An 18,864-nucleotide genomic window follows, 5' to 3' on the forward strand; every position below is an offset into this window, starting at 1 on the left:
CTAATGATAATGAAATAGTTTTCGTTTTTATTCTATCACATAATTATTCCCCACGGCTAAAGAATGAGAATGTGTTATACTGTTTTTGAAAGCAAGTAAAGGAGAGAGTGCGATGATTCAGGCAACGATTACAGAAATTGGAACAGAAGCAATAAACAAGGAAGAACCGATGCTGATTTTGTTCGATAAAACAGCAACAGCTGCCTTGCGAAAATATTCGGTGATTCAAGAGGTGTCGAAAGATGAACCTTTTTCTTTGAAAGCAGGCGGAACGATTACTTTTGATGATCAGTCGTATACGATCGATTATGTCGGTCCGATGGCCAATGGAAATTTAGAGACGGTAGCTCACGTATCATTGATTTTTGATACCTGTCCAGAAGAAGGACAAATTGCAAACGGAATCTATCTCCATCCGCATGAACTGCCTGCTATTGGTTTGGGAAGCCAAATTATTTATAACTAACGGGAGGACTTATGGAAGGGAAAAATAAGAAGAACAGACCGGTGTCTTGGTTTTGGCGCTGGTTTTTAAATAATCAAGTGGTCACAGCTTTACTTGTTGTATTGTTAATATTGCTGATCGTCTTTTTATTTACAAAAGTTTCTTATTTGTTTGCACCGATCTGGCAATTTTTAGCAATCGTAGGACTACCTATCATTCTAGCAGGCATCTTGTATTACTTGATGAATCCAGTAGTTGATTACTTTGAGAAGCGAAAAGTACCAAGGCTCTATAGTATCATTGGGCTGTTTGTTTTGGTCGTTGCATTAATCGTATGGGGAAGCGTAGTGATCATACCTAAGATCCAGGAACAAACAGTCAGCTTTATCAGTAACTTTCCTCAATACGTTGATACGATCGATAATAAATTGACCGAGATCTTGAGAGACCCGCTGTTCAACCAATTTCGAGAACAGTTGGAAACAGCAGGTGATAAGTTCATGAATTCAGCAGGTGATATGATCCAAGACATATCTAAGAGTACAGTTCAGAGTCTTGGGAGTTTTGTTGGTGCGGTAGCGACTATTTTAGTAGCTTTGCTGACGATGCCGTTTATCTTATTTTATTTATTGAAAGATGGTAAGCGATTAGCCCCTTATTTCGTCAAGTTTTTACCAACACGCATGCAAAAACCGACGTTGAATGTGCTGAGTGAAATGAATAGTCAAGTTTCCTCATATATAAGAGGGCAATTAACTGTGGCTTTTGCTGTGGCAATCATGTTTATGATTGGTTTTGCAATCATTGGTTTAGAATATGCTGTCACGTTGGGAATCATTGCAGGGTTCTTGAATCTGATCCCATACTTAGGCTCATTTTTAGCAATGATTCCAGCCATCTTTTTAGCTATTGTGGCAGGTCCATTCATGATCATCAAGGTACTGATCGTTTTTGCAGTAGAACAGACAATAGAAGGACGCTTGATCTCTCCGTTAGTATTGGGAAATCAGTTAGCAATTCATCCAGTAACGATCTTATTAGTTTTGCTGACGTCAGGGAAATTGTTCGGGATCGTTGGTGTGATCTTGGGGATTCCTGTTTATGCAGCAGCTAAAGTAGTGATCACTCATGTTTTTGAATGGTATACAACGATTTCTTCTCTTTATGAAGAAAATCCGTTGAAAAAGCAGAAAGAATAACAAAAAGAGACAGAGGAAAATATCCAAAGCACAAATGTTGCTTTGAAGATTTTTCCCTCTGTCTCTTTTATATACATTTACCTCAATTTTAAAATGATTTACCTAAAGCAGCAGCTTTATCTAATGCATTTTGCATCAACTCATCTGCACGGTCAGGGTCATAATCGATTCCTTCGATGAATAGTTGATCTACTTGATCGATGCCTACAAAGTTCAAAATACCTTTTACATATTGAGAGGCAAAGTCTTGTCCGTTGTATACACCGCCGTTAGATTGGATGTGCAGTGCTTTTTTACCTGTCACTAATCCTTCTGGCCCGTTTTCTGTATAGCGGAACGTTTTTCCAGCTACATTGACAGTATCGAACCAAGCTTTTAATTTTGTTGGGATATTTAGATTCCATAAGGCGTTTGCGATAACGATTTTATCAGCAGCAAGGAACTGCTCAGTCAATTCATTGAAACGAGCGATTTTTTGTTGTTGACTTTCTGATAAGGAAGTGAATTCTGCACCAGCACGTAATGCTTCCCAACCTGATAATAATTCTTCATCGATTTCTGGAATATCATCGCGATAAAGTTCCAAAACAGTCACTTCATCATCTGGATGATTTTCTTTATAACTTGTTAAAAAAGACGTTAATGCCTTAACTGTACGTGATTCTTCTGCAGTTAGGGGATGACCTTTGACTACTAAAACAGATGCCATATGCTTACCTTCTCCTTTTATTGCTATGATTGTTATAACTATGACTAACAAAATCAGTTTACTCGAAAAAGAAAAGGCTATCAAGTCATATTGATAAGGTTGAAGAATAAATAACTAAAAAAACAGGATATAAAAGAGGCTGTGACACGACTTTTGTCACAGCCCCCTTTGAATCTAACAAGCAATGTTCAAGCAACGCTTGACTGAAGAGCTTCCATCCCACCAATGATATAAACAGCACGAAATCCGCTAGCAGTAAGTTGATCGGCTAATGCTTCTGATCGTCTGCCTGTGTAGCTTAGAATATAATAAAGTTTTTTTGGATCTAGATTTTTTAATTGTCTTGGCAAGATAGCAGCGGGGATAGAAAGCGAGTGGCTTAAGTGTTTTTTTGTGTAATCTAAAGTATTTCTTGTATCTAAAACGATGCTGTCAGCATCGAGAGGCAATTTATTGAAGTCTTGGACACTAATTGATTGGGCCATTTATCTCATCCTTTGTTTAGTATGTGGCTATTTTAATGGGCAGCTCTCATTAATTCAAATGGAAGGATTCCTCTTATCATTTTTTTAATGTATCGGATAATAATGAAAAAAACTATGCAAATGTCTTGCAAAACAGGTGGGAGGTGTTATAATGACATAGCGTCATATGACAATGTGTCATCTTAGAAGAAAGGAGGATCCATATGCCGACACAGACATTTTTCCATTTGCCGAAAGAAAAACAAAAAAGGTTAATTGAAGCGGCGAGAATCGAGTTTTCTAGAGTACCTTTGAAAGAAGCCTCGATTGCTAATATCGTCAAATTAGCGGATATCCCTAGAGGCAGTTTCTATCAGTATTTTGAAGATAAAGAGGATCTTTATTTTTATTACTTTGAGACAATGAGACGTGACAGCTCTAAAGATATGTTGCAACTAATGAAAGAATCCGATGGTGATCTATTCAAAGGATTCGAATCCTATTTTTCTAAAATGATTTATGAGATTTTGGAAGGTGAGAATGCTTCTTTTTATCGTAACTTGTTTATGAACATGGATTACCGTGCCTCAAGAAAAGTCGCTCCTCATACGAGTCGCCAAAAAACGCCTCATGATCCACATAAAGAACACAAACAAGATGCAAAAGAGTTGCTTGAATTGATTGATCGGACGAAGTTGAAAGTAAAAAATGATCATGAATTGGAGTTACTGATCCAATTAGTCATGAATACTGTATTTACAACAATTGCGCATTCGTATCGCTTATTTTCAACATCCGAAGATTACTCAGCAGAGCAAGCAATCAGTGAATTCAATTTGAAACTTTCTTGGCTGAAAAACGGAGTATATAAATAGAAAGAAGGGAACTAGATGCTAAAAATCGTAAAACGGATCTCCTTGACTTCAGCAATTGCAGCTGCAGTTTTCATGGTGATCCAAGTACTGGCAGATTTATATTTGCCTACACTTACCTCCAATATCATTGATAAAGGGGTAGCGCAAGGAGATGTCGATTATATTTGGCATACAGGTTTTGTGATGATCGGTTTTTCTTTGATCAGTATCTTAGCCGCTATTGCAAATACATTTTTTGCTACTCGAGAATCACAGAAACTGGGTAAGCAATTGCGTACGGATGTCTATAAAAAATCAGAGAGCCTGACAAAAGATGCGTTTGACAAATACGGAACGGCCTCTTTGATCACAAGAACAACCAATGATGTGACTCAAATCCAAATGGTCACACAAATGTTTTTACGTATGATGATCAATGCACCAATCACGTTGATTGGCGCGAGTATACTTGCTTATCAAAAAGATCATCAGTTGACAAAAATCTTCTTAGTCGTCATCCCAGTAATGATTATTTTGATTGGCGGAATCATGTATTTTGCTGTTCCATTATTCAAAAGCATGCAAAAGAAAACTGACCGTTTGAACCTGGTATTTCGAGAAGGGTTGACAGGTGTCAGAGTCATCCGCGCATTCGATAAGACGCGCTTTGAAGAAAATCGTTTTGATTTAGCGAATAAAGACTATACAAATACGGCAATCAAAGTGAATACGATCGTCGCATTGATGATGCCGATGATGACATTGATCATGAGCGGTACAAACGTAGCAATCACTTGGTTTGGTGGACACTACATAGCAGATATGACCTTAGAAGTCGGTAATCTGATTGCATTTATGACTTATGCGATGCAGATCTTGATCAGCTTTATGATGCTTTCCGCTATTTTCATCATGGTACCTCGTGCACAAGCTTCAGCTGACCGTATCAATGAGGTGTTGGATGAAAAAATCGGTATCCATGACCCTGAAAATCCTAAAACCGTTTCTTTTGCTGGAAAAGAAGCAACATTGGCCTTCAATCATGTCAATTATCGATATCATGGAGCAGAAAAACTTGCATTGGAAGATATTGATTTTCAAGCTAAGTCGGGCGAGATTGTCGCAATCATAGGAGGAACTGGTTCAGGTAAAACGACCTTAGTCAATTTGATCCCCCGATTATATGACATCGAATCTGGTTCGATCCAAATAAACGGAACGGACGTCAGTGAAATGACTCAATATAATTTGCGGGAGCTAATGGGCTTTGTTCCTCAAAAAGCAGTTCTTTTCTCTGGAACGATCCGAGACAATATGCAGTATGGTAAGCCGGATGCAACAGATGAAATGATTTGGAAAGCATTAGAAATCGCACAAGCTAAAGATTTTGTTTCAGAGATGGAAGATGGCTTAGACAGCCATGTGGAACAAGGAGGAGGAAACTTCTCCGGCGGACAAAGACAGCGTCTAGCAATTGCACGGGCATTAGTCAAAACAGCAGACATTTATGTGTTTGATGATTCCTTCTCAGCATTGGATTTCAAAACGGATGCCAATCTTCGCCAAGCATTGAAAACGAATATGAAAGAAAGTATCACGGTTTTAGTTGCTCAACGAGTAAGTACAGTAATGGATGCAGATATGATCCTTGTACTAGATGAAGGAAAACTAGTTGGCAAAGGAACACATGAAGAACTATTGGCAACAAATGAAACTTATCAAGAAATCGTTCATTCACAACTAAGAGAGGAGGACTTAGCATGAGTAAAACAAACACACGTCCCTCTCACGGACCAGCAGGCGGTCCAGGACACGGCGGACCTGGCAGGAATCTCGGTGTAAAAGGGGAAAAGCCTAAAAATTTCTGGGGAACAGTACGCCGATTGTTTGGCTATATGTCTAAACGTATGGTTGCAATCATCGCTGTATTTGTACTAGCAATAGCAGCCGTGATTTTCCAAATCCAAACACCAAAAGTTTTGGGGAAAGCAACTACAGAAATATTCAAAGGTGTAATGGCTGGCGCGCAACAGATGCAACAAGGGCAACAAGTAACAAAATTTCCGATAGATTTTGATAAAATTGCGCAAATCATTGCAACAGTAATCGTGATGTATTTGATCTCAGCTGTATTCAACTTTTTACAGCAGTTTATTATGACACGTGTTTCACAGCGGACAGTTTATGAGTTGCGTCATGACTTGGAAGCCAAAATGAATCGTGTACCGATTTCCTATTATGATACACATACAAATGGCGATATCATGTCTCGAGCAATCAATGATATGGATAACATCGCAAGCACGCTGCAACAAAATTTGACTCAATTTGTAACTAGTGCAGTCACATTGATCGGGGTCATCGTGATGATGCTTTCAATCAGCTGGCAATTAACATTAGTCGCGTTATTGATGATTCCTTTAAGCTTGATCATCGTTATGGTCGTTGCGCCAAAATCACAAGTGTTTTTCGCAGATCAGCAAAAAAGTTTAGGTTTATTGAATAACCAAGTAGAAGAAACATATGGTGGTCATACGATCGTTAAAACATTCAATCATACTGAAAAAGATCAGGAAGTATTTGAAAAAGAAAATCAGAATCTGTATGCCGCTGGTTGGAAAGCTCAATTTATTTCGGCAATCATCATGCCGTTGATGAATTTCGTTAAAAATCTAGGCTATGTGTTCGTCGCTGTACTAGGCGGAGTAAAAGTTGCAAATGGGAACATGACATTAGGGGATGTTCAAGCATTCTTACAATATACGACACAGTTCTCTCAACCAATCACTCAACTTGCAAGTTTGATGAACACTATCCAATCAACAGTTGCTTCAGCCGAACGGGTATTTGAAGTGTTGGATGAAGAAGAGATGTCCAATGAAAAATCTGGCCTTCCAGAAGAAAAAGATACACCATACAAAGTTCGTTTTGAAAATGTTCAATTCGGCTACACACCAGATAACTTGCTAATGACTGATTTCAACTTGGATGTCAAACCTGGTGAGATGGTCGCTATTGTAGGGCCAACCGGTGCAGGAAAGACGACACTGATCAACCTTCTTGAACGGTTTTACGATGTTTCTGGAGGCAGTATTCGTTACGATGGTGTAGATACCCGTGACCTTTCACGTGATGAATTGCGCGCACAGTTTTCAATGGTACTACAAGATACTTGGCTGTTTACAGGAAGTATCTATGACAATATCAAATATGGGAACGACGATGCAACAGATGAACAAGTCATTGAAGCTGCTAAAGCCGCTCACGTAGATGATTTTGTTCGTAAATTGCCAGAAGGATATAACACTGTATTAAACGAGGATGCAAGCAATATTTCGCAAGGGCAGCGTCAGCTGATCACTATTGCGCGGGCATTCTTAGCAAATCCGGATGTCCTGATCCTTGATGAAGCAACATCTAGTGTAGATACACGAACAGAAATACTGATTCAAAAAGCGATGAATCGCCTATTGGAAAACCGAACAAGTTTTGTTGTCGCTCACCGCTTGTCTACAATACGCGATGCAGACAACATTATTGTGATGAATCATGGTTCGATCGTAGAAACTGGAAACCACGATACATTGATGGAAAAAGACGGATTCTATGCAGATCTTTATAACAGTCAGTTTTCTGAAGAAGAAGCTTCATAGAAACGTACAAATTTATTATTTTTCTTTACCGCATGAAGCACATTTCAAGAAAATGAGTTTCATGTGGTTTTTTACTCATTTATTTATAAAAAACAAGTAAAATGCGAAGTTTCTCACACTTTTTTTAACAAAATCAAAGTTATTGCTTGAAAGAAGAAGAATCCATCGTTAAAATAAAGCTTGACGTAGAGGGGAGCAAGAAATATGAGAGATTTTCAATTGGGGGCTGCCACCTATTTAAAAAGTGTAGCCATTCGGGTGAAAGACCGAGATAAAATGATTGATTTTTACAAGAACGTTGTTGGCTTTGATTTGAAAAGAGAAGAAAACGAATTAGCCATTTTAGGAACAGAAGAAGCTGGAAGTGAAATGTTGCTGCTGGAAGAAAGTCCTAGAGCGAATGATCACATGGGGGAGATCAAAAAGCTGAACCGTTTCTCATTGATTATCCCTAGCACAGAAGAAATGGCAGATATTCTTTGCCGTATTCGTAAAATGAATTATCCAATCAAAGAAGCTTTAGAAGATCATGGACGTATGGGGATCTTACTCGTAGACCCAGAAGAGAATGAATTAGAAATTTACCATGAAGAGAATAAGAATCACCAAAGAGAAGTTCCAGAGACGATGGATCAAGAAGCGTTGTTAAGAAAATCTGAAGAAAAATTCAGTAAACTAACAGCAGGATCTTATTTTGAAAAAATCCATTTAAATGTTACTGATTTAGCAAAAGAACGCCAATTTCTTAATCGTGTCCTTGGTTTGAAGGTACATAATGAAGAAGAGGGCATCCATGTATTGAATGAAGGAGATTTCCATGTTGGATTGACAGAAGCAAGTGGTGGTGCCATCGATTTGCCTACAGATGAAGTGATTGGCCTTGATTTTCTGAAATTCATGATTGATACTGAAAGCATGGAAGGACTGATTGCTCACTTGCAGCAATTATCAGTCGATTTCTTCTTGGACAAAAAGCATACAGTACTCACAATCTATGATGCCATAGGAATCGAATGGTGGTTCGTCAGTGAGCCAAAAGAAAAGAATAAAACTGACATTCGATGCGACGCTTAACTTTTTCTTTCTTAACGATTGTCGCATGTCTCGTCATTTTATAAACGGTCATACTATTACTTGTTCTAGAGATAGAAAGAGCAAACGGTATACCGAATGAAACTGCGTGGTTTTCCGCGCAGTTTTTTTTGTGTAAAAAGGTTGATTCCTCATAGATTAAGCTTTAAGCTTGGACTGTAAGAATTTGACAGAAAAGCAGGAGAAGAAGATGTACCCACAAACGAAACAGCTTATTTTGAAAAAAATGGAAGAAGGATTTTATCCAGGTGTAGCAGCCGCCTTCATCAAAGAAAATCAAGTAGAATCATTTACAGCTGGCTTTGCCCAAGTCGTTCCTGAAAAACAGCCGATGACAGAAGATCTGTTGTTTGATGCAGCATCACTGACGAAAGTCGTTGCAACCACTTCATTAGTTTTGCGTCTATTAGAAGATGGAAAAATAGAACTCGATCAACCACTGCATAAATATCTTTCTGAATTTGAAAATCAGACAATCACTTTGCGTCATTTACTGACACATACTTCTGATATCAAAACATGGATACCAAACAGAGATGAGCTATCTCAGGAAGAATTGATTGCCGCTTATTTGAAGCTAGAACCAGGTGAGCAACTAGGAAAAGAAGTGAAATATACAGATGCCGGAACGATTCTTCTTGGATTGATGCTGGAAAAAATTTACCAAGAAACTGCAGTGGAAATCTTTCAAGAACAAGTATTGGAACCATTAGGAATGATGAACAGCTTATTTCTTCCTTTTCCTTCCAAAAAAATCGTTCCCACAGAACAACTGCCTTCGGGTGAGGTTTTGTGTGGACAAACTCATGATCCGAAAGCAAGAGTTTTAGCTGAACATGCAGGAAATGCTGGGCTCTTTATCGATTTGAACGACAGCATTACTTTTGTCCAAATGTATTTGAACAAGGGAAAAATCAGTAATGGTCGGTTTTTAGAAGAAGAAACGATTGATTCTTTGCTACAAGATCAAACTCCAGAAAGAAATGGCTATCGTTCTCTAGGGTGGGATCTAAAAAAAGATGTAGGAGACGGTCATGCGATTCTTTTTCATACTGGTTATACAGGTACGTTTTTCTTGATTGATATAAAAACACAAGAAGCGTTGATATTTCTGTCCAATCGCGTACATCCTGTCGATCATCGTGCGGAGTATCTCATATGTCGAGATGAAATTGTTGAAAACTTTTTGAAAGAGAAAGCGGTATTACAGAAATAATGCTATAATAGCTATGAAAAATGAGAGGAGTTTGAATTATGCAGGAACCTATGTTTTTAAAACCAGTTTTTCAAGAAAAAATTTGGGGAGGAAGCCGTTTACGTTCAGTCTTCGGTTTTGATATCCCTAACGATAAAATCGGAGAAGATTGGGCGATCAGCGCGCATCCTCATGGTGTCAGTGTAGTAGAAAATGGCGAATTCAAAGGGAAAAGATTAGATGAACTATGGTCAGAACACAAGGAATTGTTTGGCCATCCTTCAGAACCAGTGTTTCCATTGTTGATCAAGATCTTAGATGCAGAAGATGATCTATCTGTACAAGTACATCCAGATGATGCCTATGGGATGAAACATGAAGGTGAATTAGGAAAAACTGAATGCTGGTATATCATCGATGCTGAACCTGGTGCAGAAATTATCTACGGTCATCATGCAAAGACAAGAGAAGAACTAGCTGAGATGATCAAAGAGGGGCGCTGGGATGACCTTTTGAAGAAAGTACCAGTTAAAAAAGGTGATTTCTTTTATGTACCAAGCGGAACGATCCATGCTATTGGTAAAGGGATCATGATTTTAGAAACACAACAAAGCTCCGATACGACTTATCGCGTGTATGACTATGACAGAAAAGATGCGCAAGGACAAACAAGAGAGCTGCATATCCAACAATCGATTGATGTAACAACTGTCCCTGCCAAAACACCAGAATTACAAATCAAAGAAGTCCGAAAAGGGAATTCATCGATCGTCACTTATTTAGAAACTGAGTTTTTCAATGTATATGAGTGGGATATTAAAGGAATCACATCTTTCAAAAAACAAGCCCCTTATACGTTGATGACAGTGATTGAAGGAGCAGGAGACCTTGTTGTTGACGGAAAAACATATCCATTAGAAAAAGGAACAAGCTGTATCATTCCAAGTGGCGTTTCTGAGTGGACGGTTCAAGGTGAACTAGCAATCATTGCGTCTGAACCAGGCAAATAGTTCCCAGATAGCTGAAAGCGGCAGACGGTTTTCGTTTGCTGCTTTTTCTACATAAAATCCGTCTATCAATAAATAGAAGTATGGTGAAAAAGATGGAATACAAATGGAAAGCAAACGGCAGCAGTCGAGTGTTTACGAAACAACTGAGAAAAGCCGGACACCACTTGAATGAAATGATCATGCCAAACCTAAGTCTGTTTATTGCTTGGGGAATCTTATCATTAGTAATAAAAGGTGTGTCTGGCGATTTGCACGCCACGTTGGAAGAGGTATGCCACTGGATGATTCAACTGCTTTTACCAATCTTGATCAGCTATTCAGGCGGAAAATCGGTAGGGGGACAAAAAGGGGCAGTCGCGGGCGCAATCGCTTCTTTAGGGTTGATTGCTCGTTCCGATGCCCCGCAAATCGTAGGAGCGATGATTATAGGCCCGCTTGCCGGCTTCTTGTATGAACAATTTGTTTCTAGATTTCATGCGAAATTCAAAGCTGGGTATGAAATGCTTGTCAGCAACTTACTAGTAGGGCTGATTGGTAGTGTCATTTGTATAATTGGAATCGTTTTTATTGAGCCAGCTTTAAATAGTTTCCACCTGTTGCTTGTCTCCGTCGTGTCTTGGCTAGTCAAAATGAATCTGTTGCCGCTTGTCAGTTTGATCCTAGAACCTCTAAAAGTATTATTTTTTAATAATGCAATCAACCATGGTGTGTTGACACCTTTAGGAATCGAATTCTCACAAGCAGTCGGACACTCTTACCTGTTTTTGATGGAGGCAAATCCGGGACCTGGTTTAGGGATCTTACTTGCTATCCTTTGTTTTGCAAAAAGACAGGAAAAAGTAAACGCAAGTGGAGCGTTGATGATCCATGCGATTGGTGGGATTCACGAAATTTATTTTCCGTTTGTCTTGTTGCGTCCATCTCTGTTTTTAGCTGTAATGGTTGGTGGAGCAAGCGGCACGTTGATATTCCAATGGTTAGATGCGGGATTAGCTACTCCTGTATCGCCCGGGTCACTACTCGTGATTTTTGCCAATACGCCTTATCCGCAACTAGCTGGGGTAAGTATAGGGATAGCAATCAGTACATTTGTAACCTTCATTTGTGCAACGCTGCTATTGAAATTACCGAAAAAAGAAAAAGGAGACAACACGGTCAAAGAAAGGGGAGAAATCTTGGAACTATCTACCATTCATTCTGTCGTTTTTGCGTGTGACTCAGGCATGGGATCAAGCGCTATGGGAGCCGCCTTGCTGAAGAAAAAATTAGCAGCGGAAAAAATTGATCTCGCTGTTGGATACAGCTCTGTCTATGAATTGAACAATCAAGTAAATCAGCTTGTTATCGTCCAACATGAATTAGCGGATCTTGCAAGAGAAAAAGTACCTCAAAGTCAAATTTTCGTACTGGATCACTTTTTGGAAACAGATATCTTGCTGTCACGAATAAAAGAAGCGATCCACGAACCAAATTGGAAAGAAAAAAAAGAGAGAGTAGAAGTAGTAGAACAGAAAAAGTCGCCCGTTAACGTTGTGTTTTTGTATAAAAATAATAGACGTGGTTCACAAACCATGGGCATGGCGATTTTAAGTCAATTAGCAAAAAAAGAGAAAAAACAGTTTGTTATCTTAAAGGAACCAATCGAACAGCTCAAAATCCAAGAAAAAACGATTTATATCGCCCAAAGAGAACTAGCTGTAAATGAACAGCTAAAAGAAACGATCCCTCAGCTAGTCCTAGTGGAACATTGGGTAGCTACGAATGAATACGAAAAACTCGTGAAGGGAGAAAAATAAGATGTACTTATCGCCCAGAGAAAAACAATTATTAGCAGAATTTCTCAGCAGTCCCTCACCTGTGACTATCCAAAAAATGATGAATTTATTGAAAGTCAGCAAGCGGACCGTTTACCGCGAATTAGATAATCTTGAAGTCTCATTGAAATCGGTAAATGCTTCTTTGAAAAAAGTAGCAAGAGGTTCGTTTGTCATTGAGGCATCGGAAGAAGTAATGGAGCAATTAAAAGAAAATACAGATGGGAAAAGCGAGGATTTGCCTACTGCTAAACGACAGCACGCAATTTTAGCCGAGCTGTTACTAACGACAGAACCGTTGAGTCTTGCCCATTTTATGGAATTATACCGCATCAGTAATACTACTTTTTATGCAGATATCAAACAGTTGGAAGAAAGTACCCGCCAACTGCCTTTGGAAATCATTCGGAACCAAGGATATGAGATCGTAGGACCGGAAAAATACCGTCGGCTTCTAACAGCGAATGTATTAGAATTAGAAATCAATGAATATGAACTTTTTCATAGTATTTCTTTTGATTCATCGCTGAATTACTTTTTTCGATTCGTTGATCCGCAACATCTGTCTCTTGCACGCCAAGTAGTCGGGGAAGAATTGATCCAAAAAAAGACCAATCTAAGTGATAGAAAACTTGAACATTTGGTTTTGATGCTGACATTGACGATGGATCGTGTAACGAAAAATCATTTACTGACAAATGAGACGTATAATGGTCTGGCAAACAAAGAATTGCTTCAGACCGCTAAACGATTATTCTCACGGATTGCTTCTGAGACAAAACAACTTTACCCAGTAAATGAGATCGTCTTTTTTGCAGGATTATTAAATGACTTCACGAACTCATTTGATCAGAATTTCTTTGAAGAAACGTTCGATACACAGCTTGCTTATTTAGTAAAACAACTGATTCAAGAAGTAAGTGAAGAGACGAATGTCCATTTTTATGAAGATGAAACCTTGTACAAAATGCTTTTGACCCATTTGTCTGGTGTGTTTTCAAGAGCCGTTTTACAAGAAGAGACACTGACTAATCCGATTTTAGAAAAAATCATGGTTCAATATGAGGAAATTGCCAATGCAATCCGCCAAGCAGTAGAGCGGATTTTTCAAGAAAAGAAATTATCAGAAGAAGAGATCGCATATATGGTCCTTCATTTTGCAAATTCATTGGAAAAAAGTCCGAAAGAAAGCAATATCAGTATTGCAGGATTCTCACCAAGCGGCTTAGCTTCTACTAGCATGTTGGAACTGCGTTTGAAACGGTATTTTCCTTTCATTCAACAGATTCATTTCTATCGGATCGCTGATTTGAAAAAAATTGATTTACAAGAAGAATATGATATTGTTATTTCTACATCTATTCTACCAGGATATGATGGAACATATATTTTAGTCTCCCCGCTACTGCTAGAAGAGGAAGTCAAGCAGCTAAAAGAAGCTTTTTCGCATATTGAGAAGAAAAAAAGGCAAAAAAATACGTATAACAGCAATAACGAGTGGATGCTAGAAGATACTTATGAGGAAACGATGCATTTCATGGAGCAAATCAATCAATTACTTGATCGTTTCTTTATTCAAGAACTAGATAACCCTGATACGGTCTCCGAAACGATTCGCAGCTTATTTCCTTATTTTCCTGAAGGACTAGTAACGGATGAAGAGGTGGTTCATCGCCGATTGCTTAAGCGATACGAACAAGCACCTATCGGAATTCCTCATACAAATATGGGGTTATTCCATACATCCAGCTCATTGGTTTCTAAACCGATCTTTTGTATTTTTAATTTGAAACAACCGTTGACAATTGACGGGATGGATAGACAGCCAGTCGAATTGTCCCGTATGTTAGTTATGCTGGCGCCTTCGCCAATCCAAGAAAAAGACGGGATTCTTTTAGGAAAAATCAGTGGAGCAATCATCATGAACGATTTGAACACCGAGATCTTCCGCTCAGGAAATAAAGAAATTGTTTATCAATTGTTAGCGAAAATCCTGATTGAAGAAATAAAGAAATGAGGGTGAAAAGATGATCCAGCTACCAGCAGAAAAAATATTGCTCGATCAATCCTATCAAAATTGGAAAGAAGCGTTGACCGAGATCGGCCAGTGGATGACCCAACAAGGGGGAATCAAAGCGGCATATATCAAATCAATGATCGAAAGACAAGAAAAATCGAGTGTCTATATCGGGAATTTCGTAGCCTTGCCACATGGGACTGACAAAGATGAAGAAGTAATAGAAGAAGGGATCTATTTAGTCCAAGTGCCTGATGGTGTGGACTTTGGAACAAAAGAGGAACCAAAAATCGCGACACTCTTATTTGTAGTGGCTTTAAAAAGAGAACATCAGTTAGCTGTGCTCCAAGATTTAGCCTTTTTCTGTTCAGACATCGACCAAGTAATGGCACTCAGTGATGCGGAAACCATTGAAGAAGTCCAAATGATTTTTGAACATGGAGATATATAACCAATGTTCTCAGTAAAAAAGCTGCCTTGCATCAAGTAATAACTTCAACCAAGTGAAAAATAGGAGACGGTGACAAGATTTTTGTCACCGCTCCTATTATTTTTGTGTTTTAATAGCTCTTTTTTATATAGATAGCGCCCATACCTATGAATAATAGAACGATACTCCATGTACCAAGTGTCAAGATACCATTCATGAAAGTAACCTGTTCTGAAGCTAGTGGCGAGAACATATCTCCTCCTACGATCACATTTTGAAAATCAACATAAGAAGTTGGCAAGTAATGACTGATTGATTCTATCCATTCAATCGAAGAAAACAAGCGATACTCTGCTAAGAAAAGACAAAGAAGTGTACCTAAAAGATTGACTAGAGAATGTTCAAATAAAGCAGATAGAAGAAAACTGATTGTACTTAAAAAGAGTACCCACAACAACAGGAACAGAAAACTCTGGAAAAGATACGCATACATCGGAAGGATTCGTATCTCCTGACCAATGATCGTTCCTACAGGATAACGGAAGTCGCCCAAACCATTTTTGATTACTACTAGTATAGAGACGAACAAACATGGAATCACGAGACTTAGCATAGCTGCACCATAATAAACGGTGAAACGGATGCTATGTTTCTTTACCATACTATCCGGTAATAGATTGACTAGAGAGATTACCTGCTTTCTTTTTTCATAAGAGATGATCGAGGAAAGAAACAAGGCGGTTATACATAAAATCAAAAAACTAGAAATTATTCCTGAAAAAATATTTTCGTAGTAATTCGCTAAAGGGAGATGCGCTGGCAAGTCAAAAATAGAATATCTTTGGATCTGATGTTCTTTCATATAATGGAGCAACTCGACACGTTTTTGTTGTTCAATGATTGGAATTCCTTGTCTTTGACCAGAAATCAGTCGATCCAGTATATCTTTTTCATAATGATAAGTTGCTTCGACCATTTCCTGGACGTTCCCTGTGTTTTTTGCATGTAACATTGCTTCGATCAGTTTGTTGCTTTTCTCTAAACTTTCCACAAATTCTTTCTCATTCTCATCTTCTTTCAACGTTTCAATCAAAGTTTGCGTCTCTTCATAGTTATGATTCAGTTCATCGAATTCTGTATAAGCAAGTTCATGATCAAAAAAAAGTGGGAATGCAAAGAGCACGATCAACAATAGAGGGAATAAAAAGTTTACTTTGTTTTTTAGTAAGAGATTGCGTTCAAATGTAAATAAAGTCATAGTTACACCTCATACAATTGACGATAAATAGCTAAAATCTCTTCCATATTTGAGGATTCTGTGACGATTTCTCCATTTTTTAGAAAACATGCTTTAGAACAAATCGATTGGATATTCGCGATAGCGTGGGAAGAAAGAAGAATCGTTTTCCCCTCTTCCTGCCATTGTCTGATCAGCCTATTCAAGATATCAATACTTCCTGGGTCTAACCCGTTCAACGGTTCATCGGTTCATCGAATAACATGACAGATGAATCACTGATCAAGTAAGCAGCAAGCAAGACATGTTGTTTCATTCCTAGAGACATTTTTCCAATCGGCAAAGTAAGGTACTCAGTCATCTTCAATCGTTGGAAAACAGTTTGGCATTCTACTTTGCTCTGCCAATAGTATTTGATCAAAGTCAAATAATCAACAGCCGTTAGATAGTCGGATAACTGATTCGTTGATTCTAGAAAAAAGAAAGACCGGCGATAATCTGTATAAGCAGTAGGAGAGATGTTGTGAAGGGACAATTGATCATAAGTTGTTGGCAGCAGTTGGGCAATGCCATTCAGCAAAGTTGTTTTGCCAAATCCGTTCGGGGCAATCAAAGCAGTTACTTCTCCTGATTCTACTAAAAGATCCAATTGTCGAATCACACGTTTTTTACCACGTTTCATGTTCATGTTTTTGATCAGTAATGTCATAGATAGGCCTCCAATATAAATTTTAATATCATAATAAAACAAAAAACATCCAAAAAAATGCTGACAAAAGTTATTATTTACATATTATAAAAAAGTTAAAATAACATGTTTATTTAAAAGTGAAGTTTGCTGATCCCGAAATTTTTTTATTTTGCTGATATCCTCAAACCTTTGGCACAAAGTTTCGTGCCAAAGTACGACTATTTCTCTTTTTAGTAAGCGGATACAATTAGAGTATCAAAAGGAGAGAGGAAGAGACAAAATGGAACGGACGATTCCCAAAAACAACATTTCGCTAAAAGTGAAGGTACAAAAATTAGGCAGTACCTTATCAAGCATGGTCATGCCAAACATTGGAGCACTGATTGCTTGGGGTGTGTTAACGGCTTTATTTATCCCAGATGGGTATTTGCCAAATGAAGCTTTCGCTACCATGGTAAGCCCGATGCTAACTTATCTGATTCCTTTATTGATCGGCTATACTGGCGGAAAAGTAATTGCTGGTGACCGCGGATCAGTTGTGGGAGCAATTGCAACGATGGGTGTGATTGTCGGAACAGATATTCCAATGATGCTAGGTGCGATGATCATGGGACCTCTTGGTGGATATGCCATCAAGAAATTTGATCAGCTGTTCCAAAAACGGATCAAATCCGGTTTTGAAATGTTGGTCAATAATTTTTCAGCAGGTCTTATCGGTTTTGGATTAGCGTTATTAGGTTTTTCTGCGATTGGTCCAGTTGTCGATGCATTGACTCAAGCAATGGCAAAAGGTGTAGAGATCATTTTATCTGCCCATTTGATTCCATTGACAAGTATTTTTATTGAACCAGCAAAAATCTTATTTTTGAATAATGCAATCAACCATGGGATTTTGACACCATTGGGAACTGAACAAGTAGCAGATGCAGGAAAATCTATTCTATTCTTGCTTGAAGCAAATCCTGGTCCAGGACTTGGCGTATTACTTGCTTTTACTTTGTTTGGCAAAGGAGCAGCAAAATCTTCAGCACCAGGTGCTATGATCATTCACTTTTTAGGTGGTATCCATGAAATCTATTTTCCTTACGTCATGATGAAACCGTTATTATTCTTATCAGTTATAGGCGGAGGAATGTCAGGAAGTTTCATTTTCCAATTGATGGATGCTGGACTAAGAGCACCAGCTTCTCCAGGATCAATCATTGCGATTCTAGCAATGACACCGTTCAATTCTTACCTTCCTGTTATTTTGGGCGTGATTGTTGCCGCAGCTGTTTCATTCGGTATTTCTGCAGTGATTTTGAAAGCGGATGCGAAAGATACAAATGAAGACTTTGAAAAGTCTGTGCAAGAGACAAAAGCAGCTAAACAAGCATCTAAAGGTGCCCAAGGTATTCCTCAAGGAACTGCGCTATCTGGCGTACAAAAAATCATTTTTGCTTGTGATGCAGGGATGGGATCAAGTGCGATGGGCGCTTCGATCTTGAGAAAAAAAGTACAGGAAGCAGACTTGCCTCAAACGGTGACTAACCAAGCAATCAGCCAACTGACAGATGACTCGAATACATTGATCGTTACTCAGGTCGAACTACAAGAAAGAGCAAAACAAAAAGCACCGAACGCGCGTTTTGTCTCAGTAGAAAACTTTTTGAATTCACCTCGATATGATGAAATCATTCAAGAATTGAGTAGCAAACAGGAACCATCAGCTTCTGAAACTAAGAACGAGCCAACAGAAGAGTTTCTTTCAGCAAACATCAAACAAATCAAAGAGATCCTACTTGTCCACGATGATCGTTCGGGGTCGGCAACAATGGGGATGACCGTGCTCAAAGATATATTAGACAAGAACCATTTAACTATCCCGTTACGAAAAGTAAACATCCAGGAGTTAAAAGGGGAACCTGATTCACTGATCGTAGCCAAAGAAAGTTTAGCAGAAAAAGCACGGATGGCTGCGCCTCAATCCATTCATTTATCGGTCAATAGCATGGTCAACCCACAAAAATTTGAATCGATTGCACAATATTTGAAACAGACAGCTTAAGGGAGGA

At 38.6% G+C, this 18,864-nt stretch carries 15 protein-coding genes and 1 pseudogene; 12 read left to right on the forward strand and 4 right to left on the reverse strand.

The annotated features are described in order from the left end of the window. Positions 1–112 precede the first annotated feature (112 nt). Both AB3I00_RS10065 and AB3I00_RS10070 read left to right on the forward strand, forming a co-directional pair. The gene (locus AB3I00_RS10065) at positions 113–466 is read left to right on the forward strand and encodes a PTS glucitol/sorbitol transporter subunit IIA (RefSeq protein ID WP_002291472.1); all 354 of its coding nucleotides are present in this window, start codon (positions 113–115) and stop codon (positions 464–466) included. 11 nt (positions 467–477) lie between these two features. Beyond that, the gene (locus AB3I00_RS10070) at positions 478–1,644 is read left to right on the forward strand and encodes an AI-2E family transporter (RefSeq protein ID WP_002291475.1); all 1,167 of its coding nucleotides are present in this window, start codon (positions 478–480) and stop codon (positions 1,642–1,644) included. Positions 1,645–1,732: 88 nt separating this feature from the next. Here the strand turns inward: AB3I00_RS10070 and AB3I00_RS10075 are convergent, their stop codons facing one another. Next, complete coding sequence (locus tag AB3I00_RS10075; RefSeq protein ID WP_010732941.1) at positions 1,733–2,353, reverse strand: NAD(P)H-dependent oxidoreductase; 621 nt, start codon at positions 2,351–2,353, stop codon at positions 1,733–1,735. 188 nt (positions 2,354–2,541) lie between these two features. Further along, a complete protein-coding gene (locus tag AB3I00_RS10080; RefSeq protein ID WP_002291478.1) occupies positions 2,542–2,838 on the reverse strand; it encodes a rhodanese-like domain-containing protein in 297 nt (98 codons plus the stop codon). 203 nt (positions 2,839–3,041) lie between these two features. Between AB3I00_RS10080 and AB3I00_RS10085 the strand changes: the two genes are divergently transcribed. The 9 genes from AB3I00_RS10085 (at position 3,042) to AB3I00_RS10125 (ending at position 14,903) form a co-directional block, all read left to right on the forward strand. Beyond that, the gene (locus tag AB3I00_RS10085; RefSeq protein ID WP_024635844.1) at positions 3,042–3,692 is read left to right on the forward strand and encodes a TetR/AcrR family transcriptional regulator; all 651 of its coding nucleotides are present in this window, start codon (positions 3,042–3,044) and stop codon (positions 3,690–3,692) included. A gap of 15 nt (positions 3,693–3,707) precedes the next feature. Next, positions 3,708–5,435 carry an ABC transporter ATP-binding protein gene (locus AB3I00_RS10090; RefSeq protein WP_002315729.1) on the forward strand — a complete coding sequence of 576 codons (1,728 nt, stop codon included), beginning with the start codon at positions 3,708–3,710 and terminating at the stop codon, positions 5,433–5,435. Further along, positions 5,432–7,324, forward strand: coding sequence for an ABC transporter ATP-binding protein (locus AB3I00_RS10095; RefSeq protein WP_002291484.1), 1,893 nt, complete (start codon positions 5,432–5,434; stop codon positions 7,322–7,324). The genes AB3I00_RS10090 and AB3I00_RS10095 overlap by 4 nt, the downstream gene beginning before the upstream one ends. Before the next feature lie 204 nt (positions 7,325–7,528). Beyond that, a complete protein-coding gene (locus tag AB3I00_RS10100) occupies positions 7,529–8,398 on the forward strand; it encodes a VOC family protein (RefSeq protein ID WP_002315730.1) in 870 nt (289 codons plus the stop codon). A 208-nt stretch (positions 8,399–8,606) separates the two neighbouring features. Beyond that, entirely contained in the window at positions 8,607–9,632 is a 1,026-nt protein-coding gene (locus AB3I00_RS10105) for a serine hydrolase (RefSeq protein ID WP_002291488.1), read from the forward strand. 38 nt (positions 9,633–9,670) lie between these two features. Then, positions 9,671–10,621, forward strand: coding sequence for a mannose-6-phosphate isomerase, class I (gene manA, locus AB3I00_RS10110; RefSeq protein WP_002291489.1), 951 nt, complete (start codon positions 9,671–9,673; stop codon positions 10,619–10,621). Between the two features lie 92 nt (positions 10,622–10,713). Next, entirely contained in the window at positions 10,714–12,417 is a 1,704-nt protein-coding gene (locus AB3I00_RS10115; protein ID WP_368025158.1) for a PTS transporter subunit EIIC, read from the forward strand. A 1-nt stretch (position 12,418) separates the two neighbouring features. Then, positions 12,419–14,452 carry a BglG family transcription antiterminator gene (locus tag AB3I00_RS10120; protein ID WP_104764150.1) on the forward strand — a complete coding sequence of 678 codons (2,034 nt, stop codon included), beginning with the start codon at positions 12,419–12,421 and terminating at the stop codon, positions 14,450–14,452. Between the two features lie 10 nt (positions 14,453–14,462). Continuing rightward, the gene (locus tag AB3I00_RS10125; RefSeq protein ID WP_368025159.1) at positions 14,463–14,903 is read left to right on the forward strand and encodes a PTS sugar transporter subunit IIA; all 441 of its coding nucleotides are present in this window, start codon (positions 14,463–14,465) and stop codon (positions 14,901–14,903) included. 109 nt (positions 14,904–15,012) lie between these two features. Here AB3I00_RS10125 and AB3I00_RS10130 read toward each other — a convergent pair whose 3' ends face one another. After that, positions 15,013–16,140, reverse strand: coding sequence for an ABC transporter permease (locus AB3I00_RS10130; protein ID WP_368025160.1), 1,128 nt, complete (start codon positions 16,138–16,140; stop codon positions 15,013–15,015). A 2-nt stretch (positions 16,141–16,142) separates the two neighbouring features. Further along, a pseudogene (locus AB3I00_RS10135) lies at positions 16,143–16,828 on the reverse strand (ATP-binding cassette domain-containing protein). 262 nt (positions 16,829–17,090) lie between these two features. Between AB3I00_RS10135 and AB3I00_RS10140 the strand changes: the two are divergent. Next, on the forward strand, positions 17,091–18,857 hold the full coding sequence (locus AB3I00_RS10140; protein ID WP_368025161.1) for a PTS mannitol-specific transporter subunit IIBC: 1,767 nt from the start codon (positions 17,091–17,093) through the stop codon (positions 18,855–18,857). Positions 18,858–18,864: the final 7 nt, after the last annotated feature.

Source organism: Enterococcus sp. C76 (assembly GCF_040886985.1).
Taxonomy (GTDB): Bacteria; Bacillota; Bacilli; order Lactobacillales; family Enterococcaceae; genus Enterococcus_B; species Enterococcus_B lactis.

Bases quoted from the DNA above. Each gene is read 5' to 3' on its own strand.
- AB3I00_RS10065 (WP_002291472.1), top strand. From the start codon at position 113: ATGATTCAGGCAACGATTACAGAAATTGGAACAGAAGCAATAAACAAG.
- AB3I00_RS10070 (WP_002291475.1), top strand. From the start codon at position 478: ATGGAAGGGAAAAATAAGAAGAACAGACCGGTGTCTTGGTTTTGGCGC.
- AB3I00_RS10075 (WP_010732941.1), bottom strand. From the start codon at position 2,353: ATGGCATCTGTTTTAGTAGTCAAAGGTCATCCCCTAACTGCAGAAGAA.
- AB3I00_RS10080 (WP_002291478.1), bottom strand. From the start codon at position 2,838: ATGGCCCAATCAATTAGTGTCCAAGACTTCAATAAATTGCCTCTCGAT.
- AB3I00_RS10085 (WP_024635844.1), top strand. From the start codon at position 3,042: ATGCCGACACAGACATTTTTCCATTTGCCGAAAGAAAAACAAAAAAGG.
- AB3I00_RS10090 (WP_002315729.1), top strand. From the start codon at position 3,708: ATGCTAAAAATCGTAAAACGGATCTCCTTGACTTCAGCAATTGCAGCT.
- AB3I00_RS10095 (WP_002291484.1), top strand. From the start codon at position 5,432: ATGAGTAAAACAAACACACGTCCCTCTCACGGACCAGCAGGCGGTCCA.
- AB3I00_RS10100 (WP_002315730.1), top strand. From the start codon at position 7,529: ATGAGAGATTTTCAATTGGGGGCTGCCACCTATTTAAAAAGTGTAGCC.
- AB3I00_RS10105 (WP_002291488.1), top strand. From the start codon at position 8,607: ATGTACCCACAAACGAAACAGCTTATTTTGAAAAAAATGGAAGAAGGA.
- manA (WP_002291489.1), top strand. From the start codon at position 9,671: ATGCAGGAACCTATGTTTTTAAAACCAGTTTTTCAAGAAAAAATTTGG.
- AB3I00_RS10115 (WP_368025158.1), top strand. From the start codon at position 10,714: ATGGAATACAAATGGAAAGCAAACGGCAGCAGTCGAGTGTTTACGAAA.
- AB3I00_RS10120 (WP_104764150.1), top strand. From the start codon at position 12,419: ATGTACTTATCGCCCAGAGAAAAACAATTATTAGCAGAATTTCTCAGC.
- AB3I00_RS10125 (WP_368025159.1), top strand. From the start codon at position 14,463: ATGATCCAGCTACCAGCAGAAAAAATATTGCTCGATCAATCCTATCAA.
- AB3I00_RS10130 (WP_368025160.1), bottom strand. From the start codon at position 16,140: ATGACTTTATTTACATTTGAACGCAATCTCTTACTAAAAAACAAAGTA.
- AB3I00_RS10140 (WP_368025161.1), top strand. From the start codon at position 17,091: ATGGAACGGACGATTCCCAAAAACAACATTTCGCTAAAAGTGAAGGTA.